Annotated in this window: 29 protein-coding genes; 13 read left to right on the top strand and 16 right to left on the bottom strand. The window is 34.3% G+C overall.

What is annotated here, in order from left to right; all coding sequences use genetic code 11:
• The first annotated feature begins 32 nt into the window (after positions 1 to 32).
• Entirely contained in the window at positions 33 to 680 is a 648-nt protein-coding gene (locus OEM44_06850; protein MDH3516516.1) for a hypothetical protein, read from the top strand.
• A complete protein-coding gene (locus tag OEM44_06845; protein ID MDH3516515.1) occupies positions 677 to 1,192 on the top strand; it encodes a thr operon leader peptide in 516 nt (171 codons plus the stop codon). The genes OEM44_06850 and OEM44_06845 overlap by 4 nt, the downstream gene beginning before the upstream one ends.
• Here the strand turns inward: OEM44_06845 and OEM44_06840 are convergent.
• From OEM44_06840 to OEM44_06830, 3 genes are all read right to left on the bottom strand, one after another.
• Positions 1,189 to 2,052, bottom strand: coding sequence for a hypothetical protein (locus tag OEM44_06840; protein ID MDH3516514.1), 864 nt, complete (start codon positions 2,050 to 2,052; stop codon positions 1,189 to 1,191). The two genes, OEM44_06845 and OEM44_06840, sit on opposite strands and share 4 nt — an antisense overlap.
• A 114-nt stretch (positions 2,053 to 2,166) precedes the next feature.
• The gene (locus tag OEM44_06835) at positions 2,167 to 3,099 is read right to left on the bottom strand and encodes a D-2-hydroxyacid dehydrogenase (GenBank protein MDH3516513.1); all 933 of its coding nucleotides are present in this window, start codon (positions 3,097 to 3,099) and stop codon (positions 2,167 to 2,169) included.
• Between the two features lie 74 nt (positions 3,100 to 3,173).
• Positions 3,174 to 4,559, bottom strand: coding sequence for a multicopper oxidase domain-containing protein (locus OEM44_06830; protein ID MDH3516512.1), 1,386 nt, complete (start codon positions 4,557 to 4,559; stop codon positions 3,174 to 3,176).
• A gap of 86 nt (positions 4,560 to 4,645) precedes the next feature.
• Between OEM44_06830 and OEM44_06825 the strand changes: the two genes are divergently transcribed.
• The 3 genes from OEM44_06825 to OEM44_06815 all read left to right on the top strand — a co-directional run bounded on the left by OEM44_06825 (position 4,646) and on the right by OEM44_06815 (position 8,336).
• Complete coding sequence (locus OEM44_06825) at positions 4,646 to 6,040, top strand: aspartate ammonia-lyase (protein ID MDH3516511.1); 1,395 nt, start codon at positions 4,646 to 4,648, stop codon at positions 6,038 to 6,040.
• A gap of 3 nt (positions 6,041 to 6,043) precedes the next feature.
• On the top strand, positions 6,044 to 7,312 hold the full coding sequence (locus OEM44_06820; protein MDH3516510.1) for a tRNA (N(6)-L-threonylcarbamoyladenosine(37)-C(2))-methylthiotransferase: 1,269 nt from the start codon (positions 6,044 to 6,046) through the stop codon (positions 7,310 to 7,312).
• 73 nt (positions 7,313 to 7,385) lie between these two features.
• A complete protein-coding gene (locus tag OEM44_06815) occupies positions 7,386 to 8,336 on the top strand; it encodes a cell division protein FtsZ (protein MDH3516509.1) in 951 nt (316 codons plus the stop codon).
• 32 nt (positions 8,337 to 8,368) lie between these two features.
• Here OEM44_06815 and OEM44_06810 read toward each other — a convergent pair whose 3' ends face one another.
• The 3 genes from OEM44_06810 to OEM44_06800 are packed head-to-tail and all read right to left on the bottom strand — an operon-like array spanning position 8,369 to position 9,539.
• Positions 8,369 to 8,794 (bottom strand): 60S ribosomal protein L31, encoded by a 426-nt coding sequence (locus OEM44_06810; protein ID MDH3516508.1) that lies wholly within the window; start codon positions 8,792 to 8,794, stop codon positions 8,369 to 8,371.
• Positions 8,795 to 8,953 carry a 50S ribosomal protein L39 gene (locus tag OEM44_06805; protein ID MDH3516507.1) on the bottom strand — a complete coding sequence of 53 codons (159 nt, stop codon included), beginning with the start codon at positions 8,951 to 8,953 and terminating at the stop codon, positions 8,795 to 8,797.
• A gap of 37 nt (positions 8,954 to 8,990) precedes the next feature.
• Positions 8,991 to 9,539: a CoA pyrophosphatase gene (locus OEM44_06800; GenBank protein ID MDH3516506.1), complete on the bottom strand. Its 549-nt coding sequence runs from the start codon at positions 9,537 to 9,539 to the stop codon at positions 8,991 to 8,993.
• A 73-nt stretch (positions 9,540 to 9,612) separates the two neighbouring features.
• Between OEM44_06800 and OEM44_06795 the strand changes: the two genes are divergently transcribed.
• Entirely contained in the window at positions 9,613 to 10,350 is a 738-nt protein-coding gene (locus OEM44_06795; GenBank protein MDH3516505.1) for a 5,10-methenyltetrahydrofolate synthetase, read from the top strand.
• Between the two features lie 202 nt (positions 10,351 to 10,552).
• On the top strand, positions 10,553 to 10,690 hold the full coding sequence (locus OEM44_06790) for a hypothetical protein (GenBank protein MDH3516504.1): 138 nt from the start codon (positions 10,553 to 10,555) through the stop codon (positions 10,688 to 10,690).
• 39 nt (positions 10,691 to 10,729) lie between these two features.
• On the opposite strand, the gene OEM44_06785 is transcribed toward OEM44_06790, so the two are convergent.
• Together OEM44_06785 and OEM44_06780 are read right to left on the bottom strand one after the other, a co-directional pair.
• Entirely contained in the window at positions 10,730 to 13,228 is a 2,499-nt protein-coding gene (locus OEM44_06785; GenBank protein ID MDH3516503.1) for a dihydropteroate synthase, read from the bottom strand.
• A gap of 37 nt (positions 13,229 to 13,265) precedes the next feature.
• On the bottom strand, positions 13,266 to 14,222 hold the full coding sequence (locus OEM44_06780) for a homocysteine S-methyltransferase family protein (GenBank protein MDH3516502.1): 957 nt from the start codon (positions 14,220 to 14,222) through the stop codon (positions 13,266 to 13,268).
• Between the two features lie 112 nt (positions 14,223 to 14,334).
• On the opposite strand from OEM44_06780, the gene OEM44_06775 reads away from it, so the two are divergent.
• From OEM44_06775 to OEM44_06765, 3 genes are all read left to right on the top strand, one after another.
• Positions 14,335 to 15,435 (top strand): MFS transporter, encoded by a 1,101-nt coding sequence (locus tag OEM44_06775; GenBank protein ID MDH3516501.1) that lies wholly within the window; start codon positions 14,335 to 14,337, stop codon positions 15,433 to 15,435.
• A gap of 221 nt (positions 15,436 to 15,656) precedes the next feature.
• Positions 15,657 to 15,923 carry a hypothetical protein gene (locus OEM44_06770; GenBank protein MDH3516500.1) on the top strand — a complete coding sequence of 89 codons (267 nt, stop codon included), beginning with the start codon at positions 15,657 to 15,659 and terminating at the stop codon, positions 15,921 to 15,923.
• A gap of 385 nt (positions 15,924 to 16,308) precedes the next feature.
• The gene (locus tag OEM44_06765) at positions 16,309 to 17,646 is read left to right on the top strand and encodes an MATE family efflux transporter (GenBank protein MDH3516499.1); all 1,338 of its coding nucleotides are present in this window, start codon (positions 16,309 to 16,311) and stop codon (positions 17,644 to 17,646) included.
• Between the two features lie 416 nt (positions 17,647 to 18,062).
• Here the strand turns inward: OEM44_06765 and OEM44_06760 are convergent, their stop codons facing one another.
• From OEM44_06760 to OEM44_06725, 8 genes are all read right to left on the bottom strand, one after another.
• Positions 18,063 to 18,218: a universal stress protein gene (locus OEM44_06760; protein ID MDH3516498.1), complete on the bottom strand. Its 156-nt coding sequence runs from the start codon at positions 18,216 to 18,218 to the stop codon at positions 18,063 to 18,065.
• Positions 18,219 to 18,315: 97 nt separating this feature from the next.
• Complete coding sequence (locus tag OEM44_06755) at positions 18,316 to 19,047, bottom strand: hypothetical protein (GenBank protein MDH3516497.1); 732 nt, start codon at positions 19,045 to 19,047, stop codon at positions 18,316 to 18,318.
• A 276-nt stretch (positions 19,048 to 19,323) separates the two neighbouring features.
• Complete coding sequence (locus tag OEM44_06750; GenBank protein MDH3516496.1) at positions 19,324 to 19,470, bottom strand: hypothetical protein; 147 nt, start codon at positions 19,468 to 19,470, stop codon at positions 19,324 to 19,326.
• A 181-nt stretch (positions 19,471 to 19,651) separates the two neighbouring features.
• Positions 19,652 to 20,017, bottom strand: coding sequence for a hypothetical protein (locus OEM44_06745; protein MDH3516495.1), 366 nt, complete (start codon positions 20,015 to 20,017; stop codon positions 19,652 to 19,654).
• A 14-nt stretch (positions 20,018 to 20,031) separates the two neighbouring features.
• Entirely contained in the window at positions 20,032 to 20,217 is a 186-nt protein-coding gene (locus tag OEM44_06740) for a hypothetical protein (GenBank protein MDH3516494.1), read from the bottom strand.
• Positions 20,218 to 20,384: 167 nt separating this feature from the next.
• The gene (locus tag OEM44_06735) at positions 20,385 to 21,143 is read right to left on the bottom strand and encodes an ABC transporter permease (protein ID MDH3516493.1); all 759 of its coding nucleotides are present in this window, start codon (positions 21,141 to 21,143) and stop codon (positions 20,385 to 20,387) included.
• Between the two features lie 5 nt (positions 21,144 to 21,148).
• Complete coding sequence (locus OEM44_06730; GenBank protein MDH3516492.1) at positions 21,149 to 21,913, bottom strand: ABC transporter ATP-binding protein; 765 nt, start codon at positions 21,911 to 21,913, stop codon at positions 21,149 to 21,151.
• A complete protein-coding gene (locus tag OEM44_06725) occupies positions 21,910 to 22,938 on the bottom strand; it encodes an ABC transporter substrate-binding protein (protein MDH3516491.1) in 1,029 nt (342 codons plus the stop codon). Before OEM44_06725 ends, OEM44_06730 begins: the two co-directional genes overlap by 4 nt.
• A gap of 132 nt (positions 22,939 to 23,070) precedes the next feature.
• On the opposite strand from OEM44_06725, the gene OEM44_06720 reads away from it, so the two are divergent.
• The 3 genes from OEM44_06720 to lysX are packed head-to-tail and all read left to right on the top strand — an operon-like array spanning position 23,071 to position 25,291.
• Entirely contained in the window at positions 23,071 to 24,270 is a 1,200-nt protein-coding gene (locus OEM44_06720) for an argininosuccinate synthase (protein MDH3516490.1), read from the top strand.
• Positions 24,267 to 24,434: an alpha-aminoadipate/glutamate carrier protein LysW/ArgW gene (gene lysW/argW / locus OEM44_06715; protein ID MDH3516489.1), complete on the top strand. Its 168-nt coding sequence runs from the start codon at positions 24,267 to 24,269 to the stop codon at positions 24,432 to 24,434. The genes OEM44_06720 and lysW/argW overlap by 4 nt, the downstream gene beginning before the upstream one ends.
• Entirely contained in the window at positions 24,434 to 25,291 is an 858-nt protein-coding gene (lysX, locus tag OEM44_06710; GenBank protein ID MDH3516488.1) for a lysine biosynthesis protein LysX, read from the top strand. Before lysW/argW ends, lysX begins: the two co-directional genes overlap by 1 nt.
• Positions 25,292 to 25,307 lie beyond the last annotated feature (16 nt).

The raw sequence follows: 25,307 nt of genomic DNA, 5'->3' as shown, positions 1-25,307 counted from the left end.
ATTTTTATTGAGCAGATCAAACTAAGATGTTGATGAAAATATATGCATTATTTGTTGCACTTTGTGTCATTGTATTTTTGCCTCAAGTACATGCAGAACAAACAGTCTCTATAATTATGGAAAAAACAACATACACTTATTGTGAAAAATTATTTTATACGATCAAAGTTTCAGAAGTTACAGGAAACCCTGCAATCATACACATAAGAGATGAGGCAGGAAAAGGAAGTAGTGCAATTCCTATTCAGATCACTGGTTTAGAGAATCCAATTCCATCATTGATTCCATTTGAAAAAGAAGTGTTTCCATTAGGTAAATATTTCATAGATGTTGAGTATCAAAATAGTAAGGTAACAGCAGAGTTTGAATTAATTGATTCAGATAATACTTGCATTCCAGAATTAATAAAACCGATAATGAGTAATTGGCTTTCAGGAAATATTTCAGATGGATTTCTAATGGACGCATTTGAAAGATATGTAGATAATAAACTAGTCAGCATACCTTTTGAAATCAATGAGAGTAATGTGTATAGTATCAAGATACCAGAATGGGTAAAAAATATCGGATACTGGTGGGTAGAGGAATCAATCACAGATGATGAACTCAGTAAGGCAATAAACTATTTAGTAAATCGCAACATTATCGAATTTCCAATAGAGACAGAAAATGAAATATGAATAAACACACCATCATCACAATAACAGCAATTATAGTAATCGTCATACCTTTTGCAGTTTCAGGATTGAATATTATTGGAATTCAGCAGATGGAATATAGATGGAACGGTCCTGGAACATTTTCTTTTTTTACATTGTCTAATTCAGGGAATATGGAGTTTTGTAATGCAACTCCATTTTGGACGAGTTTTAAGAAATTAGAAGTAAAAACATTCTATGAAGCAAAGCACATAGGAACATTTACGGTAAAACCACTAACGATCAATCCATTCTCATCAACTATACAAGATGGGGTTTTTTCATCAGAAGAGATTGTTTCAGCTCAGCATATTTTCATGTCAATGGATTTTGAATTTGATGGAGGAGATATAAGACTTGATCCCAATAATCTCATTGTTGTAATACACACGGAAACCCCCATTATAGGAATAATTCCATACGCATCAAATATTCAGATTTCAGGATTTGATTTTGATAAAATGATGAATGTAGAAGATTTGTCTTGTGACTAATTGCTCTTACTTGCTTTAGACATTATACCCAAAATTAATCCAACAGTTCCAGCAACTATAAATGCCACTACCACTCCCATTACCAGTTCTTTACCCATTCCTTTTACAGAAGTCTGTGTTGGCTTTGATGTTGAATCAAGTACACATGTTCCATCTTTGAGAATAGTTCCAGGACCACATCTTTGATCAAGTACACATGCTCCATCTTTGAGAATAGTTCCAGGACCACATTGAATCTTAGGTGTTGTCACAATGGGGTTATCATCAATTACTGGTTCTTCAATTACTGGTTCTTCAATTACTGGTTCTTCAATTACTGGTTCTTCAATTACTGGTTCTTCAATTACTGGTTCTTCAATTACTGGTTCTTCAATTACTGGTTCTTCAACAGGAATTGATGGATTTCCAAATGCAGAACCAATAATTTCTACATCTTCAGTTCCTGAAGGCAAGTCAATACGGAGTATTCGACTTTGAGAATTACTTGTAGTTTCTGTAAAAGTTGGCTCAGTTCCATCTGCCAAAATAATAAAATCTTCATCTAATCCATTAAAAGTAGAATCAAAGAAGGAGCGGTCTAGTGTGATATCAAGAATTCCAGGTGAATCAGTAACATCTACTGCCAGAATCAAAGAGATGAAATCCAAGTCAGCCTCAATTGCAGACACAGTCATTCCAGTTGCAGTGTACTCTACATCATAGGTAGTTCCATCAACATCGACTGAAATTGTTTCTGCATATACAAGAGCGAAAGAAAGAATTGTAAACAACACCAAGCCCAACGTGATTTTTAAAAAAGTATTAACATTAAGAAAAGAAGTTCTTTTAGAGATTAATTTCTCTACAACATAGTCACTCATTACAATATTTTCACCTCCAAATACACGTTAAAAACAATGAGAGTATAATTAATCACGCAAAAGTCAATTTTTTTACTTATTTTTATAACTCACGCATAACTTATGTATGAAAATCTAGATTACACCACGCAAAATCTGAATGATTTTTTCACCGATCACATTTGCAGCCAGCGATTGTGCCTCTTTTGTTTGGGCTCCAATGTGAGGTGTTAAAATCACATTGTCTAATTCAGCTAATTTGTGTCCAACAGCAGGTTCTTTTTCAAACACATCCAAAGCAGCACCACCTAAAGTCCCATTCGTAATTGCCTCATAGAGTGCATCTTCATCAACTACACCGCCTCTTGATGTATTGATAATTTTGGCAGTTTTTTTCATGGTAGACATTTTTTGTGCATCTAAAAGATGATAAGTTGAATTTAGAAGTGGTACATGAATTGAGACATAATCAGAACTTTGTAAAAGAGTAGCCAAATCAGCTTTCATCAATCCAACTTCTTTGGAAAACTCTTCATCAATTGAAATAACATCATAACCAATGATATTCATGTTTAGTCCGCGAGCAAGTCTCGCCAATCTTTTTCCAATATTCCCTAAACCAATAATCCCAAGATATTTTCCACGCAGTTCTGTTCCTTTGAGTTCTTTTTTGAGCCATTGTCCATTTCGGATTGCTCTATCACCTCGTGTAGTTTGTCTTGCAAGAGACAACATCAGGCCAAGAACTAATTCTGCAACAGCATTCATTGCTCCTTCTACTGCATTAATTACTCGAATATTTTTTTCCTTTGCTGCATTTTGATCCACATTGTCTAATCCAACTCCAACTCTTGCAATGATCTTACAATTATCTGCTTTGTCAATCATTTCTTTTGTAATAATAGTTCTACTTCTAACAATTACAATATTGAAGTTTGAGATTTTTTCTAAAATTTGTTGAGCAGTAATTTCAGGTTCATATGAAACGTTTAATCCATTATCTTCTAAAATTTTGGTCAAGATAGGATCGACTTCGTCACAAATAAGCACCGACTCGTTAAATCCCATAATCTAATAGATAGAATTACGAAATATAATTGATTGTGAATGAAAAAGAGAAAAAGATTGAGATTAGTACCAATCTAAGGTACTGGTGGTAATGTTGGTATTACTTCCCATAAAGGAATCATACCTGCATCTTTCATTTCAGAAGCTACTTCATCAGTGTATAGACCATGAATGTTTACTGCTGGGTGTGCAATACTGTTCTTTCCCATTGGAGGGACAGCATCACTTGGGTTGCCCAATGCATATGCATATGATGGTACTGGTGCTGGAATTATTCCTGCATCAACCAATCTTGGGTTTAATCCAAATGGATCACCTGCTACAAATACTGTAGCTGCACCAGTGTAAAGTGCTGCATAATCGTGGTTAACTGCTGCGTATGCACCTGGTTCATCAAAGACCAAGTCAACAATCATGTTCTGTGATCCACCGAGCAACCATGTTTCAGTTGCTGCGGATTGTACTCTGTTACCTTGTGTAACTCTGTCCAAGATTTCTCCAACTATATGGAAAAATACTGGTTCATTACCATGGTTTTCAACAAAGAGTCTCACATGTTGATCATTTTCAACAAACAAGAGTTGTGATTGGTATTGCTTGTGTTCAAGTCCATTCCATGGTTGTGCAACAAAGATGTTCTTGTTTGCATCGCCCTTAACGAGGATGTTGTGGAGCATGTTTGGTACATAACTGAATTGCATTCCGTTAACAACTGTTGCAGTGTTGTGATGCAAGAACATTGCTCCTGCATCATAATTACCTTCAGGTGTTAGGTACAATTGATTGTATTGGAGTTGGAACTCTAATGCATCTGCATCGTAGAACTTTCTGTCTAATTCACCGCTTCCGCTGGTTTTCTCGACCATTAATTTGTTGTAACCATCAGCTGGATCAACGATTGCAATTCCGTACATGCCGGAAAAGACGTGTTGGTCCATACCAATTAGTTTAACACCAGAACAATGGTATTTGAAGACACCAGCTGCTTCAGCGATATAACAGTACTGACTTGTTTCACCAGGGTTAACTGATTCAAAAGCTGATGAAGAAATTTGTGATGAATGCATGTCGTTACCGTGACCAGTAATTTCATCTGATGGAATTGTTAATGTCATTTTTACAACATCACCTTGTGTTACTCTTAGTGTTGGTCCTGGGACTTGTCCACTAAAGGTCATGGCGTTGTAAGTTTTTCCTCCCATGATTGGAAGGGTGACACTTTCACCAGTCAAATTGAACTCAACTAAGTTGCGTCCAGTTTTTGATAATTCACCACAATCAGTTTCTGCGAATGCCTGTGGCATTACAAGCTGCAAACCGCCCATTTGGTGGATTTGTTCAATTACATCGACATCCATTTTATTGATGTCAAGTGATTGTCCGCCAATTTGGGTCTGTGTGTATGTGCTTCCGAATAAGGTTGCTCCCATTACAGCTACTGCTGCAATAGTAAAGAGCATACTAACGCGCTTATTCATAAGCACGGTGACTAGTGAATCCTATATAATAATTCCCATTATCAATCTATGAGATTATCTGGAAAGGAATGAATAAAGGTGAAGAAATTATCAAAATCATCATGAAATTTAGATTAGATGAGGATTCATTAGGAAAAGTCAAAATTCCTGCTGACGCATATTATGGTGCATTTACAGGTAGAGCAATCAAACAATATCATGTGACAGGAAACAAAAGTCACGAGAATCTGATAAAATCATTTGTAATGATCAAACGCTCAGCAGCAGTTGCAAATATGAAGACAAAAGCTATTGATGTTAAACGTGGTAAAGCCATAGTTGCTGCATGTGACAAGATTTTGTCTGGAAAATATATTGATCAATTTGTGGTAGATATGATAAACTCTGGTGCAGGTACGGCGTTCAACATGAATTCTAATGAGGTGATTGCAAATATAGCTCTAGAAATTTTACACAAAAAGAAAGGACAAAATGAATTCCTGCATCCAAATGATCATGTCAACATGTCTCAATCAAGTAACGATACATATCCAACTGCCATGCATGTTGCAATTTTAATGAATCTAAAAGATACAATTCCAGCGATAGATATTTTGATAAAATCATTATCTAAAAAAGCAAAAGAATTTTCATCATATAAGAAAATAGGTAGAACCCATCTCATGGATGCATTACCAGTAACATTAGGAAGTGAGTTTGCAGCTTATGCAACATCAATCACCAAAGCAAGAGAAGCAATCATTGCATCACAAAAAGAATTACAAAATGTTGCACTTGGTGGAACCGCAGTAGGGACTGGTGCAAATACGCCAAAAGGTTATAGAAAGATTGCCATTGCAGAACTTGGAAAAATTTTAAAGATTCCACTTAGACCTGAAAGAGATATGCAACACGGTTTGCAGAGTAAATTTGCAGTAGCAAATTTGTCAGGGAATCTACGAAACTTGGCATTAGAAATAGGAAAGATTGCAAACGATATCCGATTAATGGCATCAGGTCCAATCGCAGGATTGGCAGAGTTAGGAATCCCAGCAGTGCATGCAGGTTCATCAATTATGCCGGGAAAAGTCAATCCATCTTTGGCAGAATGTATGAACATGGTATGTTTTAACATTGTTGGAAACGATACAGCGGTTTCATATGCAGTGCAAGGAGGACAGTTTGAGTTAAACGTCATGTTGCCTGGAATGCTAAAGTGCATGTTAGAATCAACTGATATGCTCAAGAATTTCTTACCGATATTTTCTGCAAATCTAATTGACGGGTTAACTGCAAACAAAGAAAAATTACGTGCAGATATTGAGAACAGTCCAGTAATTGTAACATTGTTAACTCCAAAAATAGGATATCTAAAGTCAGCAGAGCTTTTCAAAGAATCATTAAAAACCGGAAAGACTATCAGAGAACTTGTTGTTTCAAAGAAACTAATGAGTAACAAAGAGATTGATTCTCTATTCGGGTAAATTATGGCAAAGATTTTCGTAGAAGCCTATGGATGTTCTGCAAGCTTTGCAGATTCAGAGATGATTTCAGGATTGATTCTAAACGGAGGGCACACTTTAGTTGGCAATTCATCCGAGTCAGATCTGAATATTATAGTTACGTGTTCTGTCAAAGATTCAACTGCAAACAAGATGATGTACAAAATAAAATCATTAAAGTCAAAGCCACTAATTGTTGCTGGGTGTCTCCCCAAAGCAGAGAAAGATATAGTTGAGAGATTTTCAGAAAAAGCCAGTCTCTTAGGGCCTAACTCACTAGGAAAAACACTTCAGGTGATTAATTCAACAATAAATGGGAAAAAGCAAATAGCATTAGAAGATTCGGATTTATCAAAGGTTGGACTTCCTAAAGTTAGGTTAAATCCAGCAGTAGGAATTGTAGAGATTGCAAGTGGTTGTATGAGTGAATGTACATTTTGTCAGACTAAATTATCCAAAGGAGATCTTTCAAGTTATAGACTAGGAGACATCGTAAGACAAGTTGAAACAGAAATCAGAGAAGGATGTAAAGAGGTGTGGTTAACATCTACAGATAATGGGTGTTATGGATTCGATATTGGAACTGACTTGCCGTCACTGATAAATGCAGTTGTAGATATTCCAGAAAATTTTATGGTCAGAGTTGGCATGATGAATCCAATGTACTTGCCAAGAATCAAGGAAAGGTTAATCAAATCTTTTGATAATGCCAAAGTCTTCAAATTCATACATGTTCCAGTACAATGTGGAAGTGACAAAGTTCTTCAAGATATGAAACGAGGTCACACAGCAGAAGCGTTTAGAGAAATTGTAAAAAAAGTAAAAGAAAGATTTGGACAATTCACAATTTCAACAGATATCATAGTCGGATTCCCTTCAGAAACTGAAGAAGAGTTTCAAAAAACGATTGCTTTGCTTGATGAAACAAAGCCTGACGTAGTAAATCTATCAAAATATAGTGCAAGACCAGGCACAGATGCTGCAGAATGGAAACAATTGGATGCCGCAGAGATCAAACGAAGAAGTAAGATAATTTTTGAGCAGATCAGCAAAATGTCAACTGAGAGCAACAAAAAATGGATCGGTTGGAAAGGTAAAGTGATATTTGATGAAATGACAGATGAAGGTATTAAAGGTAGAAACTTTGCCTACAAGCCTGTATCTGTTAGAGACAAAGTATGCATTGGTGAGTCACACATGGTTGAAATCACTGATGCCACCGTAAAGAGGTTAATTGGGAAGATCGTAAGTTAAATTTTTTCGATCTGTAATTTGATTAAAAAAACGTAAGAAGGTTTTTTATCCAAATTAGAAGAGAAGAGTAGAAATGAGTTTTCAAGTCAAAGAACCAGTTTTGGTCATAGGTTTAGGTGGAGTAGGCTCAAAGTTAGCAATTAAAGCAAAAAATGCCCTGAATTTAGATTGTCTAGTAATTAGTAATGATGTAAAAGATCACTCAACTGAGAATATATCTATCCACGTTTCAACTGGTTCAGTAATCAATCCATCTGTACAATTAATCAGAGGTTCAACTTACAGCCTCATAGATGAAATAAAATCAAAGATTTCAGGATATTCAACAATTATCTTAATGAGTAACTTGGCTGGAAAAGCGGGTTCTGCTATGGCACCCGTAGTATCAGAGATATGTAAAGATGCAGGTATTGGATTAGTTTCATTTGCAATCATGCCTTTCAAATATGAAAAAGACAGAATTTTTAATTCAGGAGTATCATTAAAGAGGATCAGAGAAAACTCTCAATGCACCGTTGTGCTTGATAATGATTCATTATTAGAGAGCAACCCAGAACTGAGTCCAAAAGCATGCTATGAGATTGCAAACTCTGCAATTTTGCATGTAGTGGAATCATTAAGTTCATCAGATATAGTAAAAGATACAAGCATCATCACAACAAGCAAAGAGGGACAAAACATAGAGGATTCATTAAGGGATTCACTAAAAATGTTATATGGAAATGCACCTCCAAATTCAGTTAAACGTTCGATGTTGTATGTTGTTGGAGGAAATAATATTCCAGTAGGAATCTTAAACTCAATCACCAAGATCACAGCAGGAATACTGGATGAAAGTAATTCACAGATAGATATGTCATCAACTGCGGATGAATCCAAAGTTGTAATGTTATCATCAATTCAAGGGATGACAAAATTTGATGGTTATGATCCACTTGGAATAATCCCACAGGAAAATACACTTGATTGGTCTACACCAGATTGTAGTATAGACTGCAAATTAGAATTATATCAACTAGAATAAGATAATTTTTTAAAATTATAATTTTGAAATAGTTATTCTTTCTTTGGTGCTTCTTTAACTGGGTCTTCTTTCTTTGGTGCTTCTTTAACTGGGTCTTCTTTCTTTGGTGCTTCTTTAACTGGGTCTTCTTTCTTTGGTGCTTCTTTAACTGGGTCTTCTACCTTAGATTTCTTCTCAGTGACTTCTTTAGATTCTATTGTTTCGTCATATATAGAAACAAGGATGAAACCATCATCAGTTTTACTCATTCTTACTCTGACTTTCCTTGGAGGACTTCGAACACCTTTAGACCATATAAGATGAGCCAATTCTTCTTCGATTTTAACAGTTTCAACTTTCATGTGATGACGAGCAAATTCTTTAATCATATTGATTGCTCTAACTGCTCTGTGTTGGGATTGCGAAAGTAAAACCTTTCCAAGATTAATTGTATAGACTCTTTCTAATTCTTGAGACATTTATCCTACCTCCACATCAGTTGATCTCCAAGCCCTACGTTTTGGATTTGTTCTAACATTTCTCTTTGTTTTGAGAATAATCCAAGCTGGTACTGCGGAAGTTTGTCTAGTCTTTTTCAATAGACGAATCTTTCTAGGTGAGGACTTACGAGCAGCCATAGACTTTCAGGCACGAAAAGCTCTTTTTAAATGAATCTCAGGATTTCAGGCAACTTTGAATCTGTTTGAGGATTCTCGCAGAAGCTCCCCAAACAATTTGGTTTTGATACTCAAATGTATACATTTCTTGAATAATATTGTGAGTAGGATCAGGATCCCTTGCTCCAGTTTTTAAAAAGGATTCCAAAGGAATATGAAAAATTTTTTCAACCTCGCAGTTAGCTGAAAGAGTTGGGATCTTGTCCACTATCGATACAAAAGGTAAAATCAGAAAACCAGAATTCAAAGTAACAACTGGTTCTAGTTGACCTATAACTTGATCTCTGGTAACAACCAATCCAATTTCTTCATTTGTTTCTCGTAATGCAGTTTCTAAAAGATCCGAATCATTTTCATCTAATTTTCCACCAGGAAATGATATCTCACCAGCATGAAATTTCATGTCTTGCGGTTTTTCAGTCATTACAATTATTGGATCATCACCGTAAATTATTACGAGTATTGAAGCTAAACGATATTTTTTATCAAATTGAATATCAGGGTTAATTGAAGTTGAAAGTATTGATTTTAATTCATCTAAGTGCATTTAGTTTCTTTCCTACTACTCCATATGGTTTTTAGTATTCAAAGGTTTTAACCAAGGATAAAAAAATTACAATATGACAATTAGATATGAAGCAAATCCTCCCAAAATTTTACCGGATGTGGATATTGATGAATCCATTCTAAAATTTATTGAAAAAATAAAAATTATATCAAAAAAATGTGATGCAATTCATCTTACTGAAAATGTATTGGGACATCAAAGAGTGTCTCCAATTAAGATTGGAGAAATAATTAAAAAAAAAATTCCAAATTTATCAATTACTGTAAGTCTAAGGGTTCGCGATAAGAGTGAAGAGGAGGTTTTAAAATTTGTAGAGAATTGCATTACTATAGGTTTTTCAGGAATTCTAGTATTAATGGGAGATCCATCACAAACAGGAAAACAAGATTCAGGTTTAATTCCAAGCACAATTGTGGGAAAATTAAGAGATAAAGGGTTTGATTCAAAAATTGACTTGTACCTTTCAATTTCAAACAAACCTAATTTTTTAAAGGTTAGAAAGAAGATAGAAGCAAAACCAAAGGGATTCATGACTCAGGTTGTCCAAAACATTGAGCAAGTTCAGAATCTATCAAATAATCTCAAAGGATTTTCAGTAATTCCAATCATCTTGTTTCCTTCTGAGAAAAATATAAAATCTGCAAAATTTCTGAACTTAGATTTAGCATTGTATAGCCAAGAGTTTGATGAATTTGTTAAAAAAATATATACAATTACAGGTGATATTCTAATTACATCTCCAAGTGACTTTAGTGGACTAGATGAGTTTTTAGGAAAAATCAAAGTTTAGAATATAGGATTAAATATTATACAAAAGATAGAAGAAAAAGAGATTAATCCAAATTTATTATTTTAGAAAGTCAGGGTAAAATCTAATGAGGTAAACTAGTCATAATATATCAGAGTTATCCCTTTTAGGATATAACAAAATTCTAAATTTAAACTAATTTTTATAAAAAACTAAAAATATTCGATATAATTATCCTACAAAAATGGCAGAAGGTAAAGGATGTATAACATGCACTTTAGAGCATGACGGAGATTTTTACAGGTTTTGTAAATGTTCATGTCATGATAAAATAACTAGAAATATTGTAGACCAAGGTAATATCAAAAGATACGCACAGTAATACACAGACTGTTCTTATTAATACACAATACAGCATGTATTACAGTACAAAGTATTTTGTTTTTGGATGATGAATTACAATTGCAGCAGTTGACTGTTCAGGGATTATCTGACCAGATTCAGTTAGAGTCATTCCAGACTTTTCAGGTTGTAAAAGTTTCCATACCAAGTGATGCTGTGCAACATCAGGGCAGCTAGGAAATCCCCAACTATACCTCAAACCGCCCTCACTCAAATTTAGTTCAGATTTTATTTTTCTATTTACCCATTCTGCCAAGGCCTCTGCAACTTCTACTGCCAATCCATGAAGATAGTAAGCATCAGTGTACTTGTCTTCTTTATTCCACTGATCTATTATTTCTGATACTTTGTTTCCAACAGTTACAGATTGAAATGCCACAATGTCATCTTTACCAAAATAATCAGTAAGGCACAGATGATCAGGTTTAGTAGAACGAGGAAATTCGAATTCCACATAATCTCCATCATGATTCTCAACAAGTAATTTTCTTCCTTTGTTGTGACATTTGAAATAGCCATATACTATTTCAGGCTCAAATAGATTATCTCGTATTATTCGGATTTTCCATTCAGTTAGTAGTTGATCATGTGCAGATTCAGATTCTGCACCAGTCTTTCCCCTTAACCCCCAAGACAGTTTGAAAAGAGATTTCTTGTCAATCATAGTCCAAACTTCATCCATGTTAATTTGATCTAGTTTTAGACGTATTGGTTCTCCAATTATCTTAGGGACAGGAGGTGTGACAGGTTGAATCTCACTCTTTGGAAGAGTGTCTTGATCTATAGTTTCAGTTGGTTTTTCTTTCCAACGTTTCACCTTTTCTTTCCAATCAGCTAAAAGTTTTGATTTTCCATCTGAAATTAAAATATCCATTGTTTTAAGACCCTCAAACATTGTATTGCAGTAAAATACACCTGGCTCGTAAATTCCGTCTTCCTTTGCAATTCGATTAATGTAATTACTGTTAATTGCGGCACCACCACAAAGAATGGGGATAGTCATGTTGTTTTTTCTTGCATGATCGACAAAAAATTTCATCTGCTTTGATGTAGAAACAAGCAATGCAGAAAGACCAACGGCATCAGGGTTTACTTCATCAATTTTTTCCAAAAATTTTTGCAGGGGAACTTGTTTTCCTAAATCATACACAGAATAACCATTATTTTGAAAAATTGTTTTTACAAGATTCTTTCCTATATCGTGAACATCACCATATACTGTACCCAATACAAGTTTACCCTTACTTGTTCCTTCTTCTTTTACAAGATATTTCTCAAGTTCGCTAACTGCTGCCTTCATACATTCAGCAGATTTGAGGACAAACGGCAAAATTAATTCCCCTGCGCCAAACTTATCACCAACTTCCTTCATTGCAGGAAGTAAGTCTTCATTAAGAGTTCTAATTGCACCATTATGTGTTACTACTTGTGGAAGATCCAAAGATAAAATACCATCATTATCATTGATTAATTCATTTTTTTTAATCTTGTCTGCAATCGCAGAAACAACATCATTTTGAATTCCATCCTTTAACCTATTGATGATTCTAAAATTAGCACGTTTACCAGGAGGCCAAGAGGAATCAACAGAAATTTTTTTTGAAGCAATTACATTTTGAGAACCTGTGTTTTCAAAATAAGATATTAAATCAGATAGAGCATTTGGCTGAGTGTTAAAGATCAGATCTTCGGCAAGTTTTTTCTCTTTTGGATCAATTTCACCATAAGGGATGATCTCTTTTGCATTAACAATGGCAGTATCAAGTCCGATTTTTACTGCATGATATAAAAATACAGAATTTAAAATTTTTCTAGCATATGGTGTTAAACCAAAACTGATGTTACTAAGACCCAGTGTTGTAAACGCATGAGGGAATTTTTCTTTGACAAGACGGATTCCCTCTAAGGTGTTTTTTCCCGCATCAATAAATTCATCCTCACCAGTTGCAAGTGTAAATGTAAGAACATCAAAAATAAACTGTTCAATTTTCAATCCATATTTTTTTCCTGTCTCAAAAAGTAACTCAGCAGTTTCCAATTTTTCTTGAGGAGTCTTTGCCATACCTTTGGGTCCAATACACAATGCAATGGCAGGTAATCCATACTTTGCCATCACAGGAGCTAACTTTTCAAATCTGCTTCCATCACCCTCAAGATTGATTGAGTTGATTATAGGTCTGCCAGGAATTTGCGTAACTGCTGCTTCAATGATTTCAGGATCAGTTGAATCAATTACAAGAGGAGCATCAATTTCCAAGCTCAATCTTTTGACAAGATTCAACATGAACTCTCGTTCATCAGAACGTTCGGTAGTTGCAACACATACATCAAGACAGTGAGCTCCATCTTCAACCTGAATTCTCCCCAGATCAACTAGACCATCATAATCATCATTAAGAACCAATTCCTTTGCCTTACGAGAACCTTGAGTGTTAATTCTTTCTCCAATAATCAGAGGTCCAGGAATTTGTTTTAGATCAACTGCCTTTAATGCAGAGCTCACTCTAGGAATGGTCATTGTGTAAAATCACCACCCTTTTTCTAAATACTTAACCCTAGATAGAACGGGTTTTTTCGTCAATTACTTTCCTTAGGACTTTAATGTGCTCAGGATTTGTACCACAGCACCCACCAATAATTCGAATTTTTTTGTATTCATTAAGAAAATCCCCCAAAGCCTCACCCATTTTTTCAGGAGTCATCTTATATACTGCCTTTCCTCCAATATTCTCTGGCATTCCTGCATTTGGAACAACAAGTACATCATGTTGGTTTTGCTCATCAAGCCATCGGATGCTTGGAGTCATCTCAATTGGCCCAGTTGAGCAATTCAATCCAAACACATCAATTCCCATATCAGAGACAGTAGTGTATGCAGCTTGAATATTTGTACCAAGTAGCATCTTACCATATTGATCCAATGTAGTATTACAAATTATCGGAGTTTTTTTGCTAGTTTTTTTCATTGCGTTGTGAGATGCTTCAATTACTAATTTCACTTCTAAGATATCTTGACTTGTTTCAATAAGTAATGCATCAACACCGCCAAGAATTAGCCCTTCTGCTTGAAGCTCAAAGGCCTCACGTATTTCATTAAGAGGTTTTTGACCTAAATCAGGATCATTTGAACTTGGAAGATAGCCAGTTGGACCCATAGAGCCAATCACATAACGTGGCTTGTCAGAGTATTCATTACATACTTCGCGTGCAAGTGTTGCAATTTTTTTATTAAACTCAATTGTCTCATTACCAAATCCATATTCATCTAATTTGATTTTGTTTGAACCGAAAGAATTTGTTTCAATACAATCAGCACCTGCATCCAAATAATTTCTGTGAATCTGTTTAATCCATTCAGGATGTGTTAATACCAACCCATCATTAAATCCATCTTGGCTGTTTGGAAAGTCCTCTGGTTTTGGATCATATTTTTGAATCTCAGTTCCCATTGCTCCATCAAAAAGCAAGACTCTATGTTTTAATGCATCCAAGAAAGGTTCTTTTTCAGACAATTTAATTTCAAAAATGCGATGCACAGTTTAACTCTTTTCAGAAAAATCTACAGAGACATGTTTGATTGAAACGTATGTTGAAATTAGGTGAAAAACAATTTGAAGTGTATTTATGCTAAAACTTCAAGTCAACAATCTAGTTCGTAGTGCAACTTTTTTTCAACACGCAGGAATTTCAATTATATTTGTATTCATGCCTATAATTGCCAAAGAGGTCACAAATTCGGTTTTTGAGATAGGACTTTTGGTTGCATCGTTTAGTTTTGCCCAGATTCTCTCCGAGATTTATTTTGGTAGACATTCAGACAAGAAAGGAACCAGACTCAAATTCATCAGAATTGGCTTTATTGGGTGTGCCATAGCCTTTGGATTGCATTATTTTGCAGATGATCTTACAATGTTTTTCCTTGTAAGAATTGCAGCTGGAATTGCAAGTGGGATAATGATTCCTGCAATGATTGCATATACATATGAGGCAAATACTGATAAAAAAAGAGCAGCTACAGTAATTTCATTTCATGCATTAGGATGGCTTGCTGGAATTGCAGCAGCTGGATTTGCAAATGATTTAAAATTAATTTTCTTGATTAGTTCAGCCTCATTTATTATTGGATTGCTCTTTACAATCAAACTACCAAACCCAGAACAAATAAAAGAACTGGCACCAGGAACTATGAAAAGAGTAATTTCGAAAAACAAATTTCTATTCACATCATTATTACTAAGACATATTGGTGCAACAGCTGTATGGACAATTTTTCCAATAATATTAATGGAAAAATGGGGTGCTGAACTTTATCAAATATCAATCGTGTATGTTGCGAATACGTTAACAGCATTTATTTTGATGAATGTGATGGCAAGTAAAATAAATCTCTCAAATATAACTAAATTCAAAATGGGTGTTGGCTGCACAACATTTGTATTTGTAGGGCTATTGTTTGTGACAGAATGGTGGATGACAATGCCGTTTATGGCACTTGTTGGTGGTACATGGGCATTTTTGTTTATTGGTGGAAACTTTCATCTAATGGAAAATAATCCACGTTCCACATCAACTGGAATATTTAGTTCTACAGTATCCATTGCAACTGTTGTAGGTCCGGTAATTGCAGGAAGTATCGCATTTACTTTTGATTATTTTTCAGTAATGTATTTTGCAATTGCAGTAATAATTTGTGCATTTATGATATCACTAAAGATCAGAAAATAAAAAAAGTTCGAAGGCATACTTTCTACGTACATGTTTGAGAACATTTACAGTTATCAATAATAAATAAATAAGATTCAAGATTATCTTAATCTACATGAACATATAAAAAAATCAGAATATTTCATTAAAACAAATGTTGTCAATTATGCAGGAAGATGTTATAAAGATATTTCTAAATTCTGTATCAAAAATTTTAATAATTATATTGTAACCTAATGTACATGGCACGTTCAAAGAAAATAGAAAAAAACCAAAAATTAAAAGGAGATCAGGCACGTTTAGAATTTTTACAAAGAATAGTGGAGGATAAACGATCTGAAGTAGTAATTTATGAAGAGCGTATAAAACAATATTCAAAATGGCCTGCAATCGCAAAACAGGCTCAAAAGAACATGGAAAATGCAAAAAAGGGACTTGACAAAGCACGTAAGGACTTAGAAACACAACAAGATCGTGTGAATAAACTAGAAGAAATATCGAATTTTTAAATTAGGATATAGTAAACATACATCTAATGGATACTAAGAGGTATGTTATATTACATTAAAAAAACTTCAAATTAAAAAAACCAAATGGTATTTTGTAAAAAAATAGATTTTCAAATGGAAATGATAAACACATTATTAACTGTAATCCTATGCAAATTGTGGTTGGATAGAGTTAATGTTATAAAAATGGTATTCACGTGAAACTGAAAAGTTTGAAGAAATACTTAATGTTCATTACATGGTACTGATCAGGATACTTTTTGCGGTGTCATTCAGAGAGCATTAAATTATCATCATCCACTCTCAATACATTATTCAGATAGAATAATTAGTGTTCTTTTAATACTCACATAGAAACGAAGGCGTAGGAAAAGGGATTAGAAAAATGGAAAAAATATTTGCAGAAGGGAAGGTCTCAAAAGTTTTTGTCAAGTTTGCAATCCCTGCAATACTCACAAATCTCTTGACTATGAGTGCATTTTTCATAGATGGAATTTTGATTGGTCAATTTATTGGCTTAGAGGGACTAGCTGCAGTTAATCTTGTCTTTCCCGTGTTCATCATGATTGGTGCTACAGGAATTATTGTTGCCTCTGGCAGTTCCGCACTTGTTGGCAAATATTTAGGGCAAGACAACAAAACAGAGGCAAAACATGTGTTTAATCTTGCACTGGCTCTGTGTATCATTCTTTCAATCATAATTTCTAGTACTGTCTTGATTTTTGTAGATGATATAACAGGATTGCTTGGTGCAACAGGTTCACTTTATGAGTTGACCAGAGAGTATTTTTCAGTAATTTTGATATTTTTTGGATTGATTTTGACAAGTTTTGTTTTGGAATTTTTCATAAGAAATGTCGGTGATTCTATTTTTCCTATAAAGTCCACCGGAATAGCATCTGTAGTAAATGTGGTTCTGACATATGTATTTCTGACGGTTTTTGACATGGGACTGGCCGGTGCGGCATGGGCAACTGGAATATCCTTTACGTCTAGCATCATCATACTGGCAACATATTTTTTGAGAAAAAAGTTATCTCTTTCATATGGCAAACCAGTTTTCAAAATCATTACAATAAAAAAAATTCTACATAACGGAGTGTCAGAAAGTTTATCGGAATTTTCCTCTGGAAGTGTCATTTTAATATTCAATCTGATGTTGTTGCAGTTTATTGGAGAAATTGGCGTTGCAGCATTTGCGATTATCTCTTTTATATCTTTGATGATGCTTATGGTGAATTTTGGGTTTTCAATGGCACTTCAACCAATGGTGAGCTATAATTACGGAGCCAAACTAGCAAAAAGAGTAACAGATACACTGAAAATTGCAATTACAATCTCAACTGCCGCAGGTATTGTTTTTTACTTCATAGTTTTGGTGTTTGGTGAGTATGTTGTTGGACTTTTTGTAAACAACAATCAGCAATTATCCACAATTTCACTTGAGGCGTTACAAATCTATGGATTGTCATACATATTCATTGGTATAAACATACTTGCTTCTGCATATCTTACAGCTCTTGAAAAACCCAAGCTCTCATTACTTGTTGCGCTATCATATAGTTTTATTTTTGCAGTGATTGGTTTAGTAATCTTCCCTCAAATTTTGGGTGTAACTGGCATATGGTGGGCAATCCCATTTGCAAACATAGTATCTATTTTTGTATCCGTGTATATGATTAAACGTTCAAATAGAAAGTTAATCTTGCAGTCAAATTCATAGTTTTGAACAATTTTAAATTATAGTATTACACCTAGAACATTCGATCAATCGTTAAATTTTATTTTTTTAGAGGTTACTATTCAGGATGATTTTTTATATTTTATCTAAAATAATTGCAGACAAGATAGACACTGGAAATAGAATAAGCTTTTGCGTTATTCCTTCTTATATTACTAATTAGATTTTTTAGAAGTGTTTACTCTAGTCGGTTTTCTAATGGCTACATTTTTCGGGTTTGTGTCAAGGTATGACAAGTACATCGGTAAAGACAATAATTTCAGGAATGTCTGTAAATATATTAGAAATAGGATCTTTGAATATACTATCTTATTGTTGGATATATTGCAGATTACATTACATATTTTGGAGAGAGTCTTTGCATGATTTTTTTTAGTTTGTGTTTTTATAAAATTTTTTTATGATTTTGACGGTTTGGCAATTAACACGGAGCAATCAGTTTTTTTTATAACTCCAGATACCACACTTTCAAGAACCAATTTTTTAAATCCTGATCTGCCGTGCGAGCCCATTACGATTAAATCCATATTGTTTTGGTTTGCAAAAACAAGAATCCTTCAGTGGAAGAAGGATTATGAAGAATTTCTATAGACATATCAAAACCATTATTTGATTTTTTTATATTATTCAAATCATCTAAAATTTGTTTTTTTACTTCATCTTGCGTTTCTTAACCAAGACATTGCCTGATGAAGATATGTTTGTCTTTGATCTATTTATTTTTCTTCTAATAACTATGATAGGAAGTGCAACAATTCCAATTAGTACCAAAACAAATATCGCAACAGATGCATAATCTTCCACAAACAGTTTTGTTTCGAGCCAAGCAGTTGGAAGAGTTGTAAACAGATCTTCTCCTGAAAAGTCTTCAATAGTCCCTACAGCTAGGCTATATTTTCCAACCTGATTTTTCTCATCTAAAACTATGAGATAATATTTGCCTTCAGTAGTAAGGGTGGTTTTTATCTCCTGTCTTTCCCAGTATGTTACTTGACCAAATGGCTCATAAAATTCGATTCCTGGAAAACCTTCATCATAGTCAACTTTTTCCATTACTGCCTGACTCTCCAGTAGATTGTCATCTTGTTCAATATAGTTACTATTTATCAGAACAAGTGTGGGAGAATACTCTTCCAATCCAGCAATTTTAGGAATAACTATACTTGCGTAAAAAGAATCTCCAGATTTTGCTTCAAATGAATAAAACTTTTCTTCATATGGACCAAGATTTTCGTAGATGGCCCATGAAATCTTGTGGTCTGAAATCTCCAACGCATTCTCTAAATTTCTGTGCTTATCATCATGGGTAATTAGTTTATGTCCATATGCCGAACTAGATGACATTATTGTAATAACAAACATCAGAGCAATGATTTTTTTCACATTCTTATGTTTCGGAATCAGTATTTTAACTCAAACAGATATAATTTAAGTTAGCACTAGATTATATTTTACCATTACTAGGTTACCACCAAAAAAAACTGATGATTTAATTTATTAACGATTACCAAGATTAAGATGTTTTTTATCCATCAAGAACATGATTAGTATTTTTTCTAAATAACTTTTAGAGTGTTAGTAAAATATTCGATAAATAGATATAGATGAATCTTTTCATGTAAGAAGATATAGACTAGATTTTATATTTTATATTCTTTCTTAAATAGTAAACAGTTTCTTCTTTAGTTCCTCTGCAAATATTGCTAAATTGCAACTTTTGCATGACAGCAAGTCTTCTCTTTTTCTTCCTGATGCAGATTTCAATAATACCAAAGAAGGTTTTCTACATTTAGGGCAATTTGCCAACAAGTCTTCTCTGCTCGAATAATTTTGATTCACAATTGTTATCATCTAAAATATTATTTAATAAATAACAAAAGAATATTCTAGTGGTAATGAGAAGATCAGAAAATAAATGTGTTAAAAAAGAAATTGATTGTATGAAAATTTCTAACTCATTTGTATTTTTATCTCATTTAAAATATTCTTAAAACTCATCACTCAATTTTTTTAATTTTCTCAAGTCAGTTATCTCGATATCACCACTAAGCGTGACAATCTTTGCTAGTTTTGGATTTGCCTTTTCTCCAAGCTTGAGTACTGGCTCTCCTTGTAATCGGATTTCAAGTGTAATGTTTTCTTGTTTTAGATTTTTTGCAAGTTCTTTTGCTTCTGATAATCCTTTGATGAGACCAGGTCTTTTTGTAATTTCAATTGGAATGTCAATAACATCTACAATTCTAGATCTCCCCTCAGCCATAAAATTAATTGATGGTATACCATCACATGTAATCTTTAGACTTCCATGTTGTAAGAAAGATAAAAAGTTGGCTGGGAGATCAAAAGAGGCCATTCTCATCTGCCGCCTCATTTTGCTGTAATTGTCAGTTTTCCATTTAGGGAAACCGTACCTGTTGGGATTACCTTGCCTTCCTTTTCAACCTTGCCTTGCATCTCAAGATTTTCAAAATCATAAGTGATTGAGGCGTGTTTTTGTGTAAGCTTGTCAAAAATTTCTGCAAGCAAATTTGCCCATTCTTGTTCTTCTGCCATGACTATTTTGATTAATTTATTATATTTAACCTAGTGATAAAAATAATTCTAGTGCCAATAAATAAGAAAATAATATATCTCAATTTTTGAAACAAATTCTACTAGGCATTAAGAATTTCCTCTTATGTCTATTTTTTAGAATCTTTTGTTAGATTAGAATAAAAAAACTATCGTAATCCCCATCTAGACATTACTTTATTTTCCAATTTTTTGAAAACAAGTCCATCAATTACTAAACCAATTCCCATAATTACAATCATTATCGCAATTACCTGAGATACATCAGTTAGAGAACGGCCAGCATTTAGCAAAAAGCCCAATCCCAAATATGAAAATAACAATTCAGCCCCAATTACACCTCTCCATGCAAATGCCCAACCTTGTTTAAAACCTGAAATCATGTATGGAAATGCTGCTGGAATTAATACAGCTGTGATTAACTGAGTTCCTTTTGCTCCCATATTCCTTGCTGCTTCAATAAAATGAGGATTGATGTTCTTGACACCAGTATAGGTATTGATGGTAACCGCAAAAACTGCACCAATTGCAGTTACAAAAATAATTCCACCATCAGTTAATCCAAACCAAAGAATTGCAAGAGGAACCCAAGCAACTGAAGGAATTGATTGGAGTCCTAAAACCAGCGAACCTACAGTTTGGTTTACCACTTCAACTCTTGCCATGAAAATTCCAAGTATAATGCCGCCAGCAATTGCGATTGCCAAACCAATTAATAGCCTCCACATACTAGTTGCAATTCCGTAGAACAAACTTCCATCTACTGCGCCATATGCCAAATCTTCAGCTACTTCAAATGGAGATGGAAAGATATTGTCAGGCCAAATTCCACCCATTGAGACAAGCTGCCAAATCACAACTATCCCAAGATAAAATATAATTCTATGAGGTGCGAAATTTTTTGCCATAGTTATCACTGCTTGCTTATTTTTATTTCAGGTCTGAGTTCTTTCAAAACATCCTGCTGAAGTTTAACTAAGGATTCATCCTCAGTGACTCTAGGTCTTGGAAAATCATTATCAATCTCTTTTTTAATTACAGATGGACGATTGCTAAAGATTACGATTTTGGTTCCAAGTACTGCAGCTTCAGAAACACTATGAGTCACAAACAAAATTGTTTTTTTTGTCTTTTCCCAAATCAACTGCATCTCAACTAGCAATAAATCACGAGTCTGGGCATCAAGTGCTGCAAACGGTTCATCCATTAATAAGATATCAGGATCCATTACAAGTGCTCTAGCAATAGCTACTCTCTGCTTCATTCCAGTTGAAAGTTGAAAAGTGTATGAATCGGCAAATTTAGTCAATTGCATCATATCAAGATATCTATGAGATATCTTTGCTCTCTCTTCTTTTGGAATACCTGACATTTTCAATCCAAATTCCACATTATCTTGAACCTTGAGCCAAGGGAATAATGCACCTTCTTGGAAGACCATAATTCTTTCAGGTCCAGTTTCATCAACTGGATGTCCATCAAAGAGAATTTGTCCTTCATCGGGCTTCTCCAAACCTGCAACTATACGTAAAAATGTAGATTTTCCACATCCAGAAGGACCTACCAAACATACAAAATCTCCTGCCTCAACTTTGAGATTTACTCCTCCTAATGCCTTGAGTTTGTGAGAATCATGACTGAAATATTTTACAATATTTTTTGCCTCAAGTTTAGTCATCTAGTTATCTCCTTCAAACCAGGATTTGAATCAAAAGAATAAAAAATTCCAGTCAAATCATAACCATTTCTTCCCAAGTACCCTAGCGCATCAGCTTTTTTTGCAAAGGAATAAACAGAGTCACTTTGAGGATCATCAGTAATTACAAGATTAGACAACGCAATATCCACAACATCATCAGATAATGATTTTCCCAGATGAGATTTTATAAAATCATTAAAGATAATTCTAGTTTCTACGGGGTTTTGATTAATCCAAGTAGCTGTTTCATGATGAGATGTTAAGAAATTAGAAACCACTTGCAAGTGATTCTCAACATAATCAACATTCCCAATTAAAAGAACAGATGCAAACTTTTTGTTTGGCCACAGATCCTCTTCATAAAATAATCTTTTTCCACCAAGTTCAGTTTCTAAAATAGTTGCCCATGGTTCTGCAACCCATGCACCATCAATATCACCTTTTACAAATAAGGTGTAAATATCAGGATTTGGAATATTGTAAATAACTACAGAACCACCTTTATCAGCTGATTTTAATCCATTTTCAAACAAATAGCTTCTCAGTGAAACATCCTGAGTGTTTCCAATTTGAGGTGTTGCAATTTTTTTTCCTGCAAAATCAGAGGCAGATAGGATTTGAGAATCAGGATGAACAATAAAACTAGCACCACCACTTGCTGCACCTGCAAGAATCTTTACGTTGTGATTCTCTGAATTCAAAAATCCAGTAATTGCTGGGCCAGGTCCTACATAAGCAAGATCTATAGAATTTGCAAACAATGATTCTATTGCTTGAGGTCCGCTATCAAAAACTCTAGATTCAATTTTAACATCATCTCCTAAACTTTTTGCAAAAAAGCCTTTTTCCATCCCAACTATTGGGATAACATGCCCTATATTTGGAAAATAAGCGATGCGAATCTTGTTTTCATATATAGTATCACCAGAATTAAGAGCAATCCCCAGTGCAGAAAGCAAAATAATTCCTACAGTACTGGCAAAAATCAGCGATCGAGACTTCATAAAACAGCGTTATATTTCACGGTTAAATAATCATCGAATTTTAGCTCAAGCTAGTCAGAAATTTTTTCAAAATTATCAAATTATCCGCCAACACAAAAGATAAATTCCAAATTACGACGGAAAAGATGTTTTATGACTCAAAAAGGAATTCTTGCATTTTCTGGAGGATTAGATACTTCAGTTGTTGTAAAATACCTACAAGAAGAACACGACATGGATGTAATCACAGTAACAGTAGATGTAGGACAGGGTGATGACAGTAAAAAAATTGCAGCCAAAGCAAAAAAACTCGGAGTAAAAAAACACTACAATGTAGATGCACGGAAAGAATTTGTCAAAAATTACATCTTTCCAGCAATTAAAGCCAATGCACTTTATCAGAAAAAGTATTGTCTTGCAACAGCTCTTGCAAGACCACTTATCGCAGAAAAAGTATTAGAAATTGCAAAAAAAGAAAAAGTCACATCACTTGCACATGGTTGTTCAGGTAAAGGAAATGATCAAGTACGTTTTGATATCACACTACGTTCTGGTTCGGACCTTCCAATCATAGCTCCAATTAGAGATAAAAATCTAGACAGAAAAACTGAATTAAAATTTGCAAAAAAGCACGGTATAGAAATTGATGCTGTTGCAAAAAGATTCAGTATTGATCAAAACTTATGGGGACGTGCAATTGAAGGTGGGGTATTAGAAGACCCATACAACGAACCACCAGATGATGCATTCATTTGGGTTAAAACAAAAAACTTGCCAGATAAGCCAACATACTTAGAGATACAATTTCAACAAGGAATCCCAATTGGTGTGGACGGAAAGATAATGGAAGGTCAAAAATTAATTGAGTATATGAACAAGAAAGCAGGTGATGCAGGTGTTGGGATTGTAGACCATATCGAAGACAGAGTTGTTGGAATTAAATCAAGAGAAGTTTATGAAACCCCAGCAGCAACCTGCCTAATTGAAGCACATATGGATTTAGAAAAAATGGTACACACTAAACATGAAAATAAATTTAAATCATTAATAGATGATGAATGGGCATATTTAACATATTCAGGATTATGGCAAGATCCACTTAAATCAGATTTAGATGGATTTATTGAAGCATCACAAAAACCAGTTACTGGGACTGTGAAACTCAAGTTATTCAAAGGAAGTCTCAGAGTTGTAGGAAGAAAGTCCAAGAACTCGTTGTATAGTCACAAGATTGCTACATATGGAACAGAATCTACATTTGATCAAAGATCGGCTAAAGGATTTGTAGAGTTATGGGGAATGCAGTCTACAGAAGCTAATAAATTACAAAAGAAAAGTTCAAAAAAAATATGAAATGCCCAGAATGTGATGCAATAATAAATATCCCAGAGGATGCCTCAGTTGGAGAAATAGTCTCCTGTCCTGATTGTGGTGCTGACTTTGAAATCGCAAAAAAAGATGGATCAAATGTTGAGCTTAAGCAAGCAGAAAGCGTAGGCGAAGACTGGGGAGAGTAATGTCAAAGGTCTGTATCGTGTTTGACCGCCTAAGAGCGGAAGAAAAGATGCTTCAGAAAGAAGCAATCGATCTAGGACACAATGTAGTGATGTTAGACGCAAAAATCACTCAAATCAACACAGATAGTAAAAAAGAAGACTATGATTTAGGAGATGTTGTCTTAGAAAGATGTGTTAGTTATTTCAGAGGTCTTCATTTTACAGCAAGTCTAGAATTTTTAGATATTCCAGTACTAAATAAGTTTGAAGTTGCAAATATTTGTGGAAATAAAATGTTTATGACATTATTATTGAAAAAACATAACATTCCAACACCAAAAACATATTTTTCATTCTCAAGTGAGAGTGCAGCAGTGAATTTAGAAAAAGTTGGATTTCCTCTGGTAATCAAACCAGTAATTGGAAGTTGGGGAAGAGGAGTAATGCCATTAAAAGACAAAGACACGATGGAAGCAGTTTTTGAAATTAGAGACATTACAGATAGTCCACACGACAGGATTTACTATTTACAAGAATTAATCAAAAGACCACCAAGAGACATCAGGATTATTACAATAGGAGACCAAGCCATTGCAGCCATGTACAGAAAATCATCTGGTGGTTTTAAGACAAATATCGCATTGGGTGCAGATCCAGAACTTTGTAAGATCACAAAAGAGATGGAAGATATGGCAATCAAAGCATCAAAAGCAATGGGTGGTGGAATTTTAGGGATTGACATGATGGAGGATGACAAGAAAGGTTTAGTCATTCATGAAGTCAACAACACAGTTGAATTCAAGGGACTGGCAAGAGTTGCGCAACGAAATATACCACAAGAAATGGTAAAATTTACGCTAGATTACGTTAGGAAATAAATTATAGGTCTTCACG

The sequence above is a fragment of the Nitrosopumilus sp. genome (genome assembly GCA_029862745.1).
Classification (GTDB): domain Archaea; phylum Thermoproteota; class Nitrososphaeria; order Nitrososphaerales; family Nitrosopumilaceae; genus Nitrosopumilus.
Note: the sequence above shows the minus strand (reverse complement) of the source record. Positions and strands in the feature narration are given on the sequence as shown.